This is a genomic window from Xanthomonas arboricola pv. guizotiae (genome assembly GCF_002940205.1).
GTDB classification, from domain to species: Bacteria; Pseudomonadota; Gammaproteobacteria; order Xanthomonadales; family Xanthomonadaceae; genus Xanthomonas; species Xanthomonas arboricola_C.
Genome location: NZ_MDSK01000044.1, coordinates 19,129 through 35,071 on the forward strand (window position 1 = coordinate 19,129; position 15,943 = coordinate 35,071).

Genomic DNA, 15,943 nt, shown 5'->3' on the forward strand with positions numbered 1-15,943 from the left:
TCGCCGAGTCGAACCGTGCGTGTGCTGCTATCGACTTGGCGTCGGCCCCCGCGAGAGCAATCGAAGCTGCAAGATCTTCCCGATTCCCGATTCCCGATTCCCGATTCCCGATTCCCGATTCCTGGTTCCTGGTTCTTCCCATTCCCAATCCCCAATCCCCAATCCCGCCCTCTCTACTCCATCCCCAACTTCTTGAGTTTATAGCGCAGCGCCCGAAACGTGATGCCCAGCTGCGCGGCGGTCTTGGTCTTGTTCCAGCGGTTTTCTTCCAGCGCCTTCTGGATCGCGGCGCGTTCCAGTTGCTCGATGTAGGAGGGCAGGGCGGCCGAGGCGGGGTCGATGTCGACCACCGCTTCGCGGGGTTCGACGGCGGCGCTGCCTGGGGTGGCGGCCAGGCGGTGGCCGCCGTGGGCGGGCAGGCGCAGGTCGGTGGCGCTGATCTGGTCGTCTTCGGCCAGGGCCAGGGCGCGTTCGAGGATGTTTTCCAGCTCGCGCACGTTGCCGGGAAAGCCGTACTGGTCCAGCGCGTCGAGTGCGGACTGGGTCAGCAGCGGAATTGGCCGGCCGTGGCTATGTGCCAGGCGCGCGATGATGGCCGCGGCCAGTTGCGGCAGGTCGCCGCCGCGTTCGCGCAATGGCGGCACGCGCAGTTCGATGACGTTGATGCGGTAGTACAGGTCGTGGCGGAAACGGCCGTCGGAGACCAGGTCGCCCAGGTTCTTGTGGGTGGCCGAGAGGATGCGCACGTCCACCAGCGACTCGCTGGAAGCGCCCACCGGGCGCACCGATTTTTCCTGGATCGCGCGCAGCAGCTTGACCTGCATCTGCAGCGGCAATTCGGCCACTTCGTCCAGAAACAGCGTGCCGCCATGCGCGGCCTGGAACAGGCCGGGCTTGTCGGCATGCGCGCCGGTGAAGCTGCCCTTCTTGTGGCCGAAGAATTCGCTTTCCATCAGTTCGGCGGGAATGGCGCCGCAGTTGACCGGCACGAACGGGCCGGCCGCGCGCGCGCCTTGCTCGTGGATGGTGCGGGCGACCAGCTCCTTGCCCACGCCCGATTCGCCGACGATGTAGACCGGCGCCTGGCTGCGCGCGACCTTGCCGATGGTGGCGCGCAGGCCTTCCATCGCACTGGAGTCGCCGAGCAGGCGGCTGGCCTGTTCCGGCGGCGGCGCGGGCGGGGCGGGGCGGTCGCGGTTGTTCAGTTCCAGCGCGTGCTTGACCAGGCCGCGCAGCACGCTGATGTCCACCGGCTTGCTGACGAAGTCGAAGGCGCCGGCCTTGAGGGCTTCCACCGCCAGGTCCATGCTGCCGAACGCGGTGATCATCGCCACCGGGGTCTGCGGATAGTGCTTGGCGATTTCGGTGACCAGCTCGATGCCGTTGCCGTCGGGCAAGCGCATGTCGGTCAGGCACAGGTCGTAGGGATTATTGGCCAGCAGCTCGCGCGCTTCGGCCAGGTTGGCGGCGGTGCTGATGCGCAGGCCCATCCGGCCCAGGGTGAGAACAAGCAGTTCGCGAATGTCACGCTCGTCATCGACAACCAGGGCACTTTTCGGTTCGTTCATGTGGCGCACGATAGCCCACGGCGGCGACCGTCGACAATTGCCGGCCGGGTCCGGGCGTAACGATTCACGCGATCACGCGAGGTGCGCGCGAAGCACGATGCGCAGCGGCTGGCCGCACGGGCACGATCGCGGCGCCAGCGCAGACAGCTGCGCCACAGGCTTGCGGCTGGCATGACGCGACGCTCCCGCTCATTTCCCGAGCAGGCTATTGGGCCCCTGCAACAGGATCCGGAAACAGGCGCCGCCGCCCGGCACCGACACATAGTCCAGTTGCGCCTGGTTGGCACGGCACAGTTCCTGGGCGATATACAGGCCCAGCCCGGTGCCGTGCTCGGAGGTGGTGTAGAACGGGCGGAACAATTGCGCGGCCACCGTCTCCGGGATGCCGGGGCCGCGGTCGACCACGTCGATCACCGCCATGCGCTCCATGCGCTCCACACGCAGTTTCACCCGCGCCGGTTCGTCCATGACCCGGCCGTACTTGAGCGCGTTGTGCACCAGCGCGGTCAGGATCTGGTGCAGGTGCTTGGGGTCGATCAAGGCATGCACGGCGTTGCCCTGGATGCTGGCCTCCAGGATGTCGGTCTCCATCGACAGGGTCTGCCGGTACTCGACCACGAAGCGGCGCACGAAGGCGGCCAGATCCAGGTTGTCCGGGCTTGCGCGCTCGCGGCGGGCCAGCGCGAGCACGCTCTCGACAATGCCGTTGGTGCGCTGGCATTGCTGGTGGATGATCTGCAGCAGGCGGCGGTCGGCATCGCCGATGTCCGGGGATTCTTCCAGCAGCTGCGAGGCGTAGCTGATCGCGGCCAGCGGGTTGCGGATCTCGTGCGCCAGGCTGGCCGAAAAGCGCCCCATCGCCGACAGGGTGAGCGATTCGGCGCGCCGCGACACCACGCTGGCATCGTCCAGAAACACCAGCACCAGGTCGCTGTCGGCGAGCAGGCGCACGAAGCGCGGCTGCACTTCCGGGCGGTCGGCGCCGAGTTGCAGCGGCGCTTCTTCCTCGCGCCAGCCGCTGCGCCAGCGCTGCAGCCGGCGCGCCAGTTCCGGGGTCAGCGCCACCAACGATAGGTTGGCCGGCGCGTTGCGTTGGTCGCCATCGCCCAGCAGGGCCAGCGCCGCTTCGTTGGCCAGCGAGATGTGGTTGTGGGTGTCTACCACCAGCACGCCGGTGCGCATGCGCCGGATGATCAGCTCGTTGATCTCGTACAGATTGGCGACCTGAGCGCCGCGTTCTTCGGCCAACACTTGATTGCTGCGCGCGCGCGAGGCGATCTGCTCACAGATGAAGGCCACTGCGACGTAGCTGGTGGCGAACATGGCCAGCTCGGCGACCGGGCGGGTGGCGCCGCCGCCTTCGAGCAGGGTCCACAGGTATTCCAGCACGATGGCGCCGCTGGCGAGCACCGCGATGCTCATGCCGTAGCGCAGGCGCAGCAGGATCGAGGCAGCGGCGACATTGAACAGCAGCATCATCGCGATGCCGGCGCTGGCGCCGGGCAACGCATGCGTGGCCAGGGTTGCGGCGGCGATGTCGGCCAGCACCGAACAGAACACGGTGGTGGTCAGCCGGCGCTCGCTGCGGCCCCAGAACAGCAGCGGGATCGCCACCGATAGATAGCCGATCGCCACGCCGGCCGCCAGGCGCGGGTAGCGCGGCTCCGGGATCGCGTCGGACAGGGGGCTGAACACCAGGGCGGCGATCAGCCCGGCCACCAGCACCCGGTACAGCGAAAAGAAGTACAGCTCGCGCTGCGGCGCGGACTGGATCCGGTCGATAAGCGATGGGCTGGATGGCAAGCCGATTCCCCGCTGGAGCAAGCCGCGAGTATAGGCAGGTGCGCGGCCCGCGCAGCGCTTGCGCACAGTGCCGGGCGGCGCGCAAGCGCCGCAAACGGCAGGCCGCGCGGGCCGACTTTTGCGCCGCACGGCGTGGTCGGCCACAATAGGCGGCCCGTTCGCGTCTCTTGACGTGCCGCCCAGGCGGTCTGCGTTGCACGCAGCGGTCGTTTCCTTTTCCCACGGTGACGCATGAATTTCCACGAATACCAGTCAAAACAGCTGCTTGCCGAGTACGGCATCCCCGTTCCGGCCGGCAAGGTCGCGGCGACCCCGGACGAAGCGGTTGAAGTCGCCAATTCCCTGGGCAAGGGCCCCTGGATGGTGAAGGCGCAGATCCACGCGGGCGGTCGCGGTAAGGCTGGCGGCGTCAAGTTCTGCAAGACCACCGACGACGTGAAGGCCGCAGCGGCCAAGATGCTCGGCACCAAGATGTCCACCTACCAGACCGCCGGCGTCGAGCTGCCGATCAACCTGGTGCTGGTGACCACCGCCGGCGAGATCGTCAAGGAGCTGTACCTGTCGATCCTGGTCGACCGCGGCACCAAGACCATCACCTATATCGCGTCCAGCGAGGGTGGCGTGGAGATCGAGCAGGTCGCCGCCGAGACGCCGGAGCTGATCCACTCGCTCAACGTCGATTTCGTCGAAGGCGTGCAGGGCTACCACGGCCGCGATTTCGGCTTCAAGCTCGGCCTGACCGCCAAGCAGGCCGGCCAGTTCGCCAGCATCATGGTGAATCTGTACCGCCTGTTCAACGAAAAGGATCTGGCGCTGGTTGAAATCAACCCGCTGGCGATCCTGGACGACGGCAACCTGTATGCGCTGGACGGCAAGTTCGACAGCGACGACAACGCCGCGTTCCGTCAGAAGCAGCTGGTCGCCATGCGCGACAAGACGCAGGAAGACGAGACCGAAGTGACCGCGTCGGAGCTGGACATCAACTACGTCACCATGGACGGCAACATCGGTTGCATGGTCAACGGCGCAGGCCTGGCCATGGCCACCATGGACGTGATCAAGCTCAACGGCGGCGAGCCGGCGAACTTCCTGGACGTGGGCGGCGGTGCGAACAAGCAGCGCGTCATCGAAGCGTTCAAGCTGATCCTGTCTTCGGACAAGGTCGAAGGCATCTTCGTGAACATCTTCGGCGGCATCGTCCGCTGCGACATGATTGCCGAGGGCATCATCGCTGCGGTCAAGGAAGTGGGCGTCAAGGTCCCGGTCGTGGTGCGCCTGGAAGGCACCAACGTGGAAGAAGGCAAGCAGCTGCTGCGCGATAGCGGCATGGCCATCATCCCGGCCGACAACATCAACGACGGTGCCAAGAAGGTCGTCGAAGCTGTCAAGAACGCCGCCTGATCCACGACACCGAAGGAACTATCCATGTCCGTTTTGATTAACAAGAACACCAAGGTGATCGTGCAGGGCTTCACCGGCCAGCAGGGCACCTTCCACGCCACTCAGATGATCGAGTACGGCACCCAGGTCGTCGGCGGCGTGACGCCGGGCAAGGGCGGCACCACGCATATCGACCTGCCGGTGTTCAACACCGTGGCCGATGCCGTGCAGAGCACCGGCGCCGATGCGTCGGTGATCTACGTGCCGCCGCCGTACGCGGCCGATGCGATCCTGGAAGCGGCTGCGGCCGGCATCAAGGTCATCGTGTGCATCACCGAGGGCATCCCGGTGCTGGACATGCTGCGCGTCAAGAACGTGCTGACCCGCTCGCATCCGGACACCGTGCTGATCGGGCCGAACTGCCCCGGGGTGATCACCCCGGGCGAGTGCAAGATCGGCATCATGCCGGGCCACATCCACAAGCCGGGCAAGATCGGCATCGTGTCGCGTTCGGGCACCCTGACCTATGAAGCGGTCAAGCAGACCACCGAAGTGGGCCTGGGCCAGAGCACCTGCATCGGGATCGGTGGCGACCCGATCAACGGCCTGAACTTCGTCGACTGCCTCAAGCTGTTCAACGAAGACCCGCAGACCGAAGGCATCATCATGGTCGGCGAAATCGGTGGCGACGCCGAGGAAGCCGGTGCCGAGTACATCAAGCAGTTCGTGAAGAAGCCGGTGGTCGGCTTCATCGCCGGTGCGTCGGCGCCGGCCGGCAAGCGCATGGGCCACGCCGGTGCGATCGCATCGGGCGGCAAGGGCACGGCCGAAGGCAAGTTTGCGGCGATGGAAGCTGCCGGCGTCAAGACCGTCCGTTCGCCGGGCGATCTGGGTGCGGCGATCGCTGCGCTGGTGAAGTAAGCACGCTGCGCGCGTGAGCGTGCGAGCGTTGGAGAGGCCGCCTTTGGGCGGCCTTTTTTGTGGCCGGGGAGTGCTGCCCTCATCCGCCCTTCGGGCACCTTCTCCCGCGGGCGGGAGAAGGGAGCAGCGCGCAGGTGGCGTAGCCGCCGGCGTAGTGAGGGCGGCTGCGGATTCAGCACAGGCGGAGGCAGCGACAGCAACAGCAACAGCAACAGCAGCAACAGCAGCAGCAGCAACAGCAACAGCAACAGCAACAGCAACAGCAGCAACAGCAACAGCAACAGCAGCAGCAACAGCAACAGCAGCAACAGCAGCAACAGCAACAGCAACAGCAACAGCAACAGCAGCAACAGCAACAGCAGCAACAGCAACAGCAACAGCAACAGCAGGAGCAGAAGCAACAGCAGGAGCAACAGCAGGAGCAACAGCAGGAGCAGAAGCGGCAGAAGCGGCCGGAGCGGCCGGAGCAGCAGCAGAAACAGAAGCAGAAGCGGCAGCAGAAGCAGAAGCAGAAGCAGAAGCAGAAGCGGGAGCAGGAGCAGGAGCAGGAGCAGAAGCGGGAGCAGGAGCAGGAGCAGGAGCAGAAGCGGGAGCAGGAGCAGAAGCGGGAGCAGAAGCGGGAGCAGGAGCGGGAGCAGGAGCGGGAGCAAGGAGTGAGAGCTGCTGTTTGGCCTGCGCATTGGATTTCCCCTCTCCCGCTTGCGGGAGAGGGGTAGGGGTGAGGGCCGCCTTTCCCTACACGCCCCAACGACCACGGCCGATAGCGGGCGGGCGCCGTTCGCCACAAGCTGCGAGCTAAACCTCGACCTGGCGGTGTCCGATGCGCGCCCGCGCGAAAATCCAGTTTGCAAGAACCTTGCGACGCGAGATGACTGCCGCCGAGCGCCTGCTTTGGTACCGTCTGCGTGACCGGCGCTTGTTGGGATTCAAGTTCCGCAGGCAATGTCCGGTTGGGCCGTATATCGCAGATTTCGCTTGTTTGGAGTGTGCATTGATTGTCGAACTCGACGGCAGCCAGCATCTGAACGCCTGCTCCGACGCGCCACGCAGCACCTTCCTGCAGCGCGAGGGCTTCCAGCTGCTGCGCTTCTGGAATAATGAGGTGCTGATGCGGACCAACGACGTTTGTCATGTGATCGCGCAAGCTTTGTGTGTTGCCCGCTCTTCCTCCCCTCTTTCCGATGTTCGCTAGGAATCCGCAAAAGGCTGCCGCTATGTCCCAGACGCTCCGCATCGCCATGGCGCAGTTCGACTTCCCGGTCGGCGCCGTGGCGCGCAATACCGATCGCATCATCGACTTCATCGCGGCAGCGCGCGACGAGTTCGAGGCCGACATCGTGCTGTTTCCCGAGCTGGCGATCAGCGGCTACCCGCCGGAAGATCTGCTGCTGCGGCCCGGGTTTCTCGCCCATTGCCAGGAAGCGCTGGTGCGCATCGCCGCCACTACGCGCGGCATCGTGGCGGTGGTCGGCTGGCCGCAAAGTGCCGGCAGCGTGGTCTACAACGCCGCCAGCGTGTTGCGCGACGGGCGTATCGAGGCGACGTATCGCAAGCGCGAATTGCCCAATTACGCAGTGTTCGACGAGCGCCGCTACTTCGACGTGGACCCGGATGGCGACAACTGCGTGGTCACGGTCAAGGGCGTGCAGGTGGGCGTGGTGATCTGCGAGGACCTGTGGTTTGCCGAGCCGCTGGCCAGGACCGTGCAGGCCGGTGCCGAGCTGGTGCTGGTGCCCAATGCCTCGCCCTACGAGCGCGGCAAGCATGCGCAGCGCGATGCCCTGCTGGCCGAGCGCACCCGTGAGAGCGGGGCGGCGATTGCCTACCTCAACATGGTCGGCGGCCAGGACGCGCTGGTGTTCGACGGCGCATCGGTGGTGGCCGATGGCGACGGCACCGTGCATCCGGCCGCTGCCGCCTTCGTCGATCAGTGGCTGGTGGTGGACTACGCCGCCGGCGAGCGCAGTTTCACCCCGGTGGTGTGGGTGGACGATGGCGACGAGAGCATGGATGCGCTGGCCTGGCGCGCCGTGGTGCGCGGCCTGCAGGACTATTGCCGCAAGAACGGCTTCAGCAAGGTTTGGCTGGGCCTGTCCGGCGGCATCGATTCGGCGCTGGTGCTGGCGATGGCGGTCGATGCGCTGGGCGGCGACAACGTCACCGCAGTGCGGCTGCCGTCGCGCTACACAGCCAACCTATCCAACGATCTGGCCGACGAGCAATGCCGCGCGCTGGGCGTCAGGCTGGAAACCATTGCGATCGAGCCGGCGTTCGAAGGCCTGCTCGCCGCGCTGGGGCCGATGTTCGAAGGTACCCAGCCGGACATCACCGAAGAAAACCTGCAGTCGCGCAGCCGGGGGGTGATCCTGATGGCGCTGTCCAATAAGTTCGGCGGGCTGCTGCTGACCACCGGCAACAAGAGCGAGTACGCGGTGGGTTACGCCACCATCTACGGCGACATGTGCGGCGGCTACGCCCCGCTCAAGGACCTGTACAAGACCGAAGTGTTCGGCCTGGCCAAGTGGCGCAATACCGTGGGCGGGGCGCCGGTGATACCGCCGGCCGTGATTTCGCGCCCGCCCTCGGCCGAGTTGCGCGACAACCAGACCGACCAGGATTCGCTGCCGCCGTACGATGTGCTGGACGGCATCCTGTACCGCTACGTCGACCAGGAGCAGTCGCGCGATGACATCGTCGCGGCCGGCTATGCCGCCGACACGGTGGAACACGTGCTGCGGCTGGTGCGGCTCAATGAATGGAAGCGCCACCAGGCCGCGCCCGGGCCCAAGGTGTCGCGGCGCGCGTTCGGCCGCGAGCGGCGTTACCCGATCACCAATGGCTATTCCGGCCAGTAGCCCGAACGGCTATCGCGGTCGGTCGCCCGGCGCATCGGCTGCCGTTGCGGTGGCCGGTGCCTGGGCGAAGCGGGTGAGCAGGTCCAGGGTCGGCTTGGGCCGGGTCAGGTCGTACATCAGGCCGAAATGGCCTTCGGCGCCCTGGATGGTGGTCTGGTCCAGCAATTCGTAGACGTTCACCTCGGACACCACGTCGGCATAGTTGTCGCGCAGGTTGCGCAGCAGCTGCGCCAGGCTGTCATAGCAGCCGCGGCCGCCGTCCGCATCGCCGGTGGTGTTGCCGGTGTAGATCTCGGCACAATCACGCGGGTCCACATCGAAGCGGTAGCTGCGCAGATTGCGTGCGGCCAGCAGCTGGAAGCGGGCCTCGGCCTGGGCCATGGAATAGCCGGGGCGATTGTCGTGGGCGTTGACGCCGTAGACGATCGGCGCCGCAGTGGCGGTCGTGCTCACTGCCGCCAGCAACAGGGCGAGCAGGAACGGGACGATGCAGCGGGACATGCGGCCTCCTGGGCGGGCGCCAGCGGGGAGTCGGATCTTTCTTGAGTATAGGTAGGGCGCATGCGCGGTTCGGTGACCGGGTGCCAGGTCTGGCGAGGCGCCTGCAGCTGACGCAGGCAGGCGCGATCCGCGTTGCGCGAGAAGGTAGAACGCGGGCGAGGAACGCGGGCGAGGAATGCGGGACGGCCGATCTCTCGGTCGATCAGGCGGCACTGTCGCCAGGCATCGCGAGTGCCTGCGCGCCGTCACCGCCGCAGGCGCGTTACCGCAACAAAAAAGGGGCCTTGCGGCCCCTTTCTCATCACACCGGCGACTACTGTCTCAGTCGCGGCTCATCTTTGCGTTGCGCTGGCCGGTGGCGGCGGACTTCTCGCCGGCGAACGGGTTGAGCTTGCGGATGGCCCAGGGATACTTCGGCCAGTCGCCGGTCAGCCACGGGTGCTGCGGGCTGTTGAGCTCCAGCACGCGGCGTGCGTCGGCGGCCAGGGTCTTGTTGCCCAGGTGGGTGTAGGCCTCGGCCAGCACCGCGACCGCGTCGTATTGGTAGGCGCTCTGCGGATAGGTTTCCAGCAGGTAGTTGGCGCGGCCGGCCGCCGACACCCAGGCATTGCGCCGCAGGTAGTACAGCGCGTTGTCCAGTTCATGCTGGGCGAACACGTCGCGCAGCTCGATCATGCGCTTGCGCGCATCCGGCGCGTAGCGGCTGTTCGGATAGCGGTCGGTGACGGTGTTGAAGTCGTTATAGGCCTGCTGCGGCGAGGACAGGTCGCGACGGCTCGGATCCAGCGACCACACACGGCGCAGGAACACCGTGTCGCGGTTGCTGTTGGCCAGCCCACGCAGGTAGTACAGATACGAGATGTTGCGATGGGTCGGGTAGGTGCGGATGAAGCGGTCGACGCTGGAGACGGTGTCGTCGTGCTTGCCGGCCTTGTACCGGGCGTAGGCGGTTTCGATCATCGCCTGCTCGGTGTACGGCCCGTACGGGTACTGGGCGATCAGGCGCTTGTAGCTGGCTTCGGCGCCGGCCCAGTTGCCCTTTTCCATCAGATTGTGGCCCTTGCCGTAGAGCTGCTCGGCCGGCATGCCCTCGTCGGGATTCTTGTCCTTGGCGCCGCGGTGGCAGCCGGTGACGACGAACGCCATGACCAGCATGAGGGCAATCAGGCGCGCAGGCGCGGAAAACGTGGACCGTCGGATCATGGGTCTGGGCAGGACGCATCAGGAAAACGAGAGCGCGATGATAGCCTAGTGGCCTGTCCGGCGACTGACTCCCGCCGCCCGGACCGCCAAATTCCCGCTTTTGCCTGAGTGCCTGCGTCCATGTCCGACCCATCTGCCGACCCCCTCGACCCGTCCATCCGCCAGGCGATCGTGCCCGACAACGCCGCCGGGCGCCGTTTCGACGCGGTGCTGGCCGAGCTGTTCCCCGAATTCTCGCGCTCGCGCCTGTCGGAGTGGATCAAGTCCGGCGATGCGTTGCTGAACGGGGAAATGGCGCGCCCGCGCGACACCTTGCGCGGCGGCGAGAGCGTGCAGGTGCAGGTGGTGCTGGAGACCCAGACCCACGCCGCGCCGCAGGACATCCCGTTGAGCGTGCTGTACGAAGACGAGCAGGTGCTGGTGATCGACAAGCCGGCCGGCCTGGTGGTGCATCCGGGCGCGGGTAATCCGGACGGCACCCTGGTCAACGCGCTGTTGTTCCGCGACCCGGCGCTGGCGGCGGTGCCGCGCGCCGGCGTGGTGCACCGGCTGGACAAGGACACCAGCGGGGTGATGGTGGTGGCGCGCACCGTGCAGGCGCAGACCGCGCTGGTGGAACAGCTGTCCGCACGCGATGTGCATCGCCAGTATCTGGCGGTGGTGGTGGGCGCGCTGGTCTCCGGCGGCACCGCCAACGCGCCGATCGACCGCCATCCGCGCGATCGGCTGAAGATGGCGGTGCGCGACGACGGCCGCGATGCGGTCACCCATTACCGGCTGCGCGAGCGTTTCCGCGCGCATACCGCGCTGGAATGCCGGCTGGAAACCGGGCGCACCCACCAGATCCGCGTGCACATGGCGCACCTGAAGTCGCCGATCGTCGGCGACCCGCTGTACGGCGGCGCGCTCAAGCTGCCCAAGGGCGCCACCGACGACCTGGTGCACGAGCTGCGCAGCTTCAAGCGCCAGGCGCTGCATGCCGAAACCCTGGAATTCCTGCATCCGGTCAGCGGCGAGCCGGTGCGCGCCAGTGCGCCGGTGCCGGCCGACCTGCAGCGGCTGCTGGCGGCCCTGCGCGAAGACAGCGCACGCGCCGCCGAGCTGGCGCGCCGCTGAGGTGGCCGCTGCCGCGCCCTTCGTGCTGCCGGTCGACTGGCCGGCGCCACCACGCATCCATGCGCTGACCACGCTGCGTCACGGCCTGGGCGGCTCGTTGGCGCCGTTCGACACGCTCAACCTCGGCAACCGCCACAGTGCCGATGGCGACGCGCCGGAGCAGGTGGAACGCAACCGGGCGCTGCTGGTCGAGGCGCTGGCACTGCCCGGCACCCCGCAGTGGCTGCGTCAGGTGCATGGGGTGGAGGTGCTGCGTGTCGACGCGCCCGTACTCGCGTCCGGCCAACAGCCACGTGTAGCGGGCACTGGCGCGCCAGGGGCGCAGGAACCGGTCGCCGATGCAGCGGTGACCGCCGTGCCCGGCGTGGTGCTGGCGATCCTCACCGCCGATTGCCTGCCGGTCGTGCTCGCCGCTGGCGATGGCAGCGAAGTGGCCGCCGCGCATGCAGGCTGGCGCGGCCTGGCCGACGGCATGCTGGAGCGCAGCGTGGCGGCGATGCGCACGCCGCCGCAGCAGGTGTTGGCATGGTTGGGGCCGGCAGCAGGGCCGCAGGCCTATGAAATCGGTGAAGACGTGTTCAACGCCTTCGTCGCGCACGATGCGCAGGCGCAACGCGCGTTCGTTGCGACCCGCCCGGGGCATTGGCGGGTGGACTTGTATGCGTTGGCGCGTCAGCGCCTGCAGCAAGCCGGTGTGCCGGCCAGCGCCATCCACGGCGGCGGGCTGTGCACCATTTCCGAGCCGCAACGCTTCTTCTCGCATCGGCGCGACCGTCGCAGCGGACGCATGGCCACGCTGGCCTGGATCGCGCCCTGAGCGTGCCGTTGTTCGCGCAGGTGCTGGGGCAGGACGCGTTCGCGCAGCTGCCTGCGCCGGTGCGCGCGCTGCATTCGGTGCAGCAGCGGCAGATCTTCGCGGGCCGGGCAAGGATTCAGCGCGGCACGCATGCGCTGGTCCCGTTACTGGCGCTGCTGAGCCGCTTGCCGCGCACTGGCGAGGTGGAGGTCGAAGTGGAGTTTCTCACCGACGCGACGGGCGAGCGCTGGCATCGGCGGTTTGGTGGTCTGCCGATGCATTCGCGCCTGTGGCGCGAGGGCACGCGCTTGCGCGAACATCTGGGCGCGGTACGGTTCGAATTTGCGCTGCGCGCCGACGCGCAATCGCTGTACTGGCAGGCCACCCGGGTGTGGGCACTGGGCTGGATCCGGCTGCCTGCGCGCTGGTTCGAGCAGGTGCGTTGCCGCGAGCATGCCGACGCCGGGCGTTACGGATGCCTGGTCGACGTGCACTTGCCGCTGGTCGGCCCGTTCATTCGCTACGAGGGCTGGCTTGAACCGCGTTGATCCACCGCTCGTTGACGTGTCTCAGCTGGAGTCGTCCCAGTTGGAGCCTTCTCACCCGAAACCGTCGCGCGTGGAGCCGCCCGGCCGTCAGCCACGCGCGCTGCCCGCGACCATCGTGTTCGATGGCGTGTGCCTGCTGTGCAATGGCTGGGTCAGGTTCCTGCTGCGTCACGATCGACGCGGGCGTTATCGCTTTGCCGCAATGCAGGGCCAGGCCGGACGTGCGCTGTTGCAGCGGCATGGCCTGGATCCGGACGACCCGTTGTCGTTTCTGCTGGTGGATGCCAGCGGTGCATGGACCGACAGCGACGCGATCGTCCGGGTGCTGGCCGGGTTGGGCGGCTTCTGGCGGCTGGCCACGGTGTTGCGCCTGGTGCCGCGTCGCGTGCGCGACATCGGCTACCGCCTGATCGCACGCCATCGCTACCGCTGGTTCGGTCGCAGCGAGCATTGCATGCTGCCGAGCCCAGAGCAGCGCGAGCGGTTTCTCGACTAGCACCCCCAGCTAGACGTAGGAGCGCCCCTGGGCGCGATTGGGCGTTACCGGGAAAGCCTCATCGCGCCCAGGTGCGCTCCTACGACGGCGCGTTGATTTCCAAGATGGCTTGTTGATACGGAGTGTTGGCGGCCGCGTGCGTTGGATCTGTGGTGGCGGACAGGCATGCCTGCTCGGTGTAGGAGCGCCCCTGGGCGCGATGGGGCTTTCCCGGGAAAGCTTCGTCGCGCCCGGGTGCGCTCCTACGGTGATGTCGCGCTTCGGGTGACGGCGGCTTACGCGGCTGCGTTTCCGAAGTTTGCGCGCACTACCTTCGGGCTGCCGCCGTGCGCGGGCTGCAGACGGAAGATCGACACCGCATCGGCCAGCTCCACGGCCTGTTCTTCCAGGCTGCGTGCGGCGGCGGTGGCTTCTTCCACCAGCGCGGCGTTGCGTTGGGTGACTTCGTCCAGTTGCGCGACGGTGCGGTTGACCTGTTCGATGCCGCTGGACTGCTCGGCACTGGCGGCGGTGATCTCGCTCATGATGTCGGTGACGTGTTTGACCGAGCCGACGATCTCGCGCATGGTCGCGCCGGCGCGGTGCACCAGGCCCGAGCCCAGTTCGACCTTGTCGGTGGAGTCGGCGATCAGCGTTTTGATCTCCTTGGCCGCATCGGCCGAGCGCCGCGCCAGCGCGCGCACTTCCGAGGCCACCACCGCGAAGCCGCGACCCTGTTCGCCGGCGCGGGCGGCTTCCACCGCGGCGTTGAGCGCCAGGATATTGGTCTGGAAGGCGATGCCGTCGATGACGCCGATGATCTCGCCGATCTTGCGCGAGGCGGTGCTGATCTGGCTCATGGTGGACACGACATCGTCCATCACCTGGCCGCCGCTCTGCGCCACTTCGCCGGTGCCCACCACCAGCCGATTGGCCTGCAGCGCGCTCTCGGCGTTCTGCTTCACGGTGGAGGTGAGTTCTTCCATCGAGCTGGCGGTTTCTTCCAGATTGGCCGCCTGCTGTTCGGTGCGGTCGGACAGGTCGGTATTGCCGGCGGCGATCTCCACCGCCGCCTGGCGGATGGTGTCCGACGCGGTCTGGATGCCACCGATGATTTCGGTCAGGCGGGTCACGGTCTGGTTGGTGTCGTCACGCAAGCGCGCGAAGATGCCGTGCGCATCGCCGTCCACGCGCTGGGTGAGGTCGCCTTCGGCCAGTGCGCCGATCACGCGCGCCAACGCGGCCAGGTGGATTTCCACCGAGTCGTAGATGCGGTTGATGCCTTGCGCCAGCGACAGCAACACGCCGTCCATGCCGTCGACCTGCATGCGCCGGCTGAAATCGCCCGCAGAGGCGGCGTCGATGATCTGGATCAGCGCCTGCTCGGCGGCGACCTGCGCGGTGACGTCCATCCACTGCGCGATGGTGCCCAGCTTGGTGCCATCGGCGGCGATGATCGGGCTGTAGACGAAGTCGATCTGGCGGCCGAAGAACGGCGCACGCACGGCCTTGGAGGCGGTCAACGCGCGCATGCGATCGATCGCGGCCTGGCTGTCCGGGTAGATGTCGCCGATGCTGCCGCCGACGAAGCCCTCGGCATGGAAGCTGGGACGGAAGCTCTGCACGTCCGGCTCGATCAGCTTGAGCATCGCGAGCAGTTTGCGGTTGGCGAACAATACCTGGCCGTCGTCGTCGGCGATGCGGATCATGGTGTCCAGATCGTCGAGCGCCTTGATCACGAACTGGCCATGGCGCAGGCCCTGTTCCATCACGTCGAGGCGGATGGCGAGCTTGTCCTGGGTGGCCTGCAGGGCGTGCAACAATGGCGCGAGTTCGCCGGAGGCGGTGCGCAGATCCAGGCGCTGGAAGCGCCCTTCACCGATGGCGGTCACCGTGCCGATCGCCTGTTGCAGTTGCGCCAGACCGCGACGGCGCGTCCACCACCACAGCCCGGCACTTGCCGCGCCCAGCACCAGCAGCGCCGGTAGCAAGCGGCCCAAGCCGGTCCAGACACCGCCGGGCAGCAGCGTGGCGGCGTAGAGCGTCAGCAAGCCCAGCAGCCCGATCTGTGCAGCGGCAGGCAGCCATGCGGCCGTGCTGGCACGCGCAAGGTTCCGGCCGGAAGGCGGGCGGGAGACGGCGGTGGCATCGGGTGAGGGCGACATAGGCTGAGTCCAACTGAGTGATTCGGAGTGGGGAGCGGCGTCCTGCGCTGCATGGGCTGCTATGGGGTATCGGCGGCCGAGCCCGAATCATGACGGCGTGAAATCACCGTTCGTCGGAATCTGCCGACCAGACCCCCGAAAACACCGATGTAGTTGATTTGGAAGCGGTTTCAGTACGTCCCGATGTGCTGCGGAACCGTGATTTGCAGCCGGATACCGGTCTTGCAATTGTAAATTTCACGTGAAATATCGGCGGGCTCCGTAAACACTTCGTAGACCTCGACGCCATGCAGTCCGATCGCATGCACGCAATCAAGACTGACCAGTGGCGCCATCGGTGCAACGCGACGAACACGCATCGAAGCGCGGGGAATCGGTAGTGGGGATTGGGGAATTGGGCGCGCCATCAATCCAGCCCAGCCCTGAAAGACGACAGAAAAGCGCTTCTCCCATTCCCGAATCTCGATTCCCGATTCCCAAAAAAAACCGGCCATCTCACGATGACCGGTCTATCGATGCCCAACTAGGGCCTGTTAACACATCCGAAGCCCATCAACGACCAGGACGAAGTTGAGGAATCCAAGGAACATGACGTCCAACTTCTCGAAGCGC

14 protein-coding genes are annotated in these 15,943 nt (G+C 66.8%); 8 read left to right on the plus strand and 6 right to left on the minus strand.

Going from position 1 to position 15,943, the window contains the following annotated elements:
• Positions 1-173 precede the first annotated feature (173 nt).
• Positions 174-1,568 carry a sigma-54-dependent transcriptional regulator gene (locus tag XarbCFBP7408_RS19610; RefSeq protein WP_166770466.1) on the minus strand — a complete coding sequence of 465 codons (1,395 nt, stop codon included), beginning with the start codon at positions 1,566-1,568 and terminating at the stop codon, positions 174-176.
• 189 nt (positions 1,569-1,757) lie between these two features.
• A complete protein-coding gene (locus XarbCFBP7408_RS19615; RefSeq protein ID WP_104564372.1) occupies positions 1,758-3,371 on the minus strand; it encodes a sensor histidine kinase in 1,614 nt (537 codons plus the stop codon).
• Positions 3,372-3,602: 231 nt separating this feature from the next.
• On the opposite strand from XarbCFBP7408_RS19615, the gene sucC reads away from it, so the two are divergent.
• The 4 genes from sucC to XarbCFBP7408_RS19640 all read left to right on the plus strand — a co-directional run bounded on the left by sucC (position 3,603) and on the right by XarbCFBP7408_RS19640 (position 8,527).
• Complete coding sequence (sucC, locus tag XarbCFBP7408_RS19620; RefSeq protein WP_016901264.1) at positions 3,603-4,772, plus strand: ADP-forming succinate--CoA ligase subunit beta; 1,170 nt, start codon at positions 3,603-3,605, stop codon at positions 4,770-4,772.
• A 24-nt stretch (positions 4,773-4,796) separates the two neighbouring features.
• The gene (sucD, locus tag XarbCFBP7408_RS19625) at positions 4,797-5,672 is read left to right on the plus strand and encodes a succinate--CoA ligase subunit alpha (protein ID WP_011038208.1); all 876 of its coding nucleotides are present in this window, start codon (positions 4,797-4,799) and stop codon (positions 5,670-5,672) included.
• Between the two features lie 820 nt (positions 5,673-6,492).
• Positions 6,493-6,864, plus strand: a complete 372-nt coding sequence (locus tag XarbCFBP7408_RS19635; protein ID WP_104564373.1) for an endonuclease domain-containing protein — start codon at positions 6,493-6,495, stop codon at positions 6,862-6,864.
• 22 nt (positions 6,865-6,886) lie between these two features.
• Positions 6,887-8,527, plus strand: a complete 1,641-nt coding sequence (locus XarbCFBP7408_RS19640; RefSeq protein WP_104564374.1) for an NAD+ synthase — start codon at positions 6,887-6,889, stop codon at positions 8,525-8,527.
• Between the two features lie 9 nt (positions 8,528-8,536).
• Here the strand turns inward: XarbCFBP7408_RS19640 and XarbCFBP7408_RS19645 are convergent, their stop codons facing one another.
• Positions 8,537-9,028, minus strand: a complete 492-nt coding sequence (locus XarbCFBP7408_RS19645) for a hypothetical protein (protein WP_104564375.1) — start codon at positions 9,026-9,028, stop codon at positions 8,537-8,539.
• 321 nt (positions 9,029-9,349) lie between these two features.
• Positions 9,350-10,231 carry an outer membrane protein assembly factor BamD gene (locus XarbCFBP7408_RS19650; protein WP_104564376.1) on the minus strand — a complete coding sequence of 294 codons (882 nt, stop codon included), beginning with the start codon at positions 10,229-10,231 and terminating at the stop codon, positions 9,350-9,352.
• Between the two features lie 120 nt (positions 10,232-10,351).
• Between XarbCFBP7408_RS19650 and rluD the strand changes: the two genes are divergently transcribed.
• From rluD to XarbCFBP7408_RS19670, 4 genes are all read left to right on the plus strand, one after another.
• Complete coding sequence (gene rluD / locus XarbCFBP7408_RS19655) at positions 10,352-11,347, plus strand: 23S rRNA pseudouridine(1911/1915/1917) synthase RluD (protein ID WP_104564377.1); 996 nt, start codon at positions 10,352-10,354, stop codon at positions 11,345-11,347.
• Position 11,348: 1 nt separating this feature from the next.
• Positions 11,349-12,164 (plus strand): peptidoglycan editing factor PgeF, encoded by an 816-nt coding sequence (pgeF, locus tag XarbCFBP7408_RS19660; protein ID WP_104564378.1) that lies wholly within the window; start codon positions 11,349-11,351, stop codon positions 12,162-12,164.
• A gap of 2 nt (positions 12,165-12,166) precedes the next feature.
• On the plus strand, positions 12,167-12,691 hold the full coding sequence (locus XarbCFBP7408_RS19665; protein ID WP_181106982.1) for a DUF4166 domain-containing protein: 525 nt from the start codon (positions 12,167-12,169) through the stop codon (positions 12,689-12,691).
• A 70-nt stretch (positions 12,692-12,761) separates the two neighbouring features.
• On the plus strand, positions 12,762-13,187 hold the full coding sequence (locus XarbCFBP7408_RS19670) for a thiol-disulfide oxidoreductase DCC family protein (RefSeq protein ID WP_104564379.1): 426 nt from the start codon (positions 12,762-12,764) through the stop codon (positions 13,185-13,187).
• Positions 13,188-13,462: 275 nt separating this feature from the next.
• Here the strand turns inward: XarbCFBP7408_RS19670 and XarbCFBP7408_RS19675 are convergent, their stop codons facing one another.
• Together XarbCFBP7408_RS19675 and XarbCFBP7408_RS22500 are read right to left on the minus strand one after the other, a co-directional pair.
• Positions 13,463-15,331 (minus strand): methyl-accepting chemotaxis protein, encoded by a 1,869-nt coding sequence (locus XarbCFBP7408_RS19675; RefSeq protein ID WP_104564380.1) that lies wholly within the window; start codon positions 15,329-15,331, stop codon positions 13,463-13,465.
• Between the two features lie 170 nt (positions 15,332-15,501).
• Positions 15,502-15,825 carry a hypothetical protein gene (locus XarbCFBP7408_RS22500; protein ID WP_146093794.1) on the minus strand — a complete coding sequence of 108 codons (324 nt, stop codon included), beginning with the start codon at positions 15,823-15,825 and terminating at the stop codon, positions 15,502-15,504.
• Positions 15,826-15,943 lie beyond the last annotated feature (118 nt).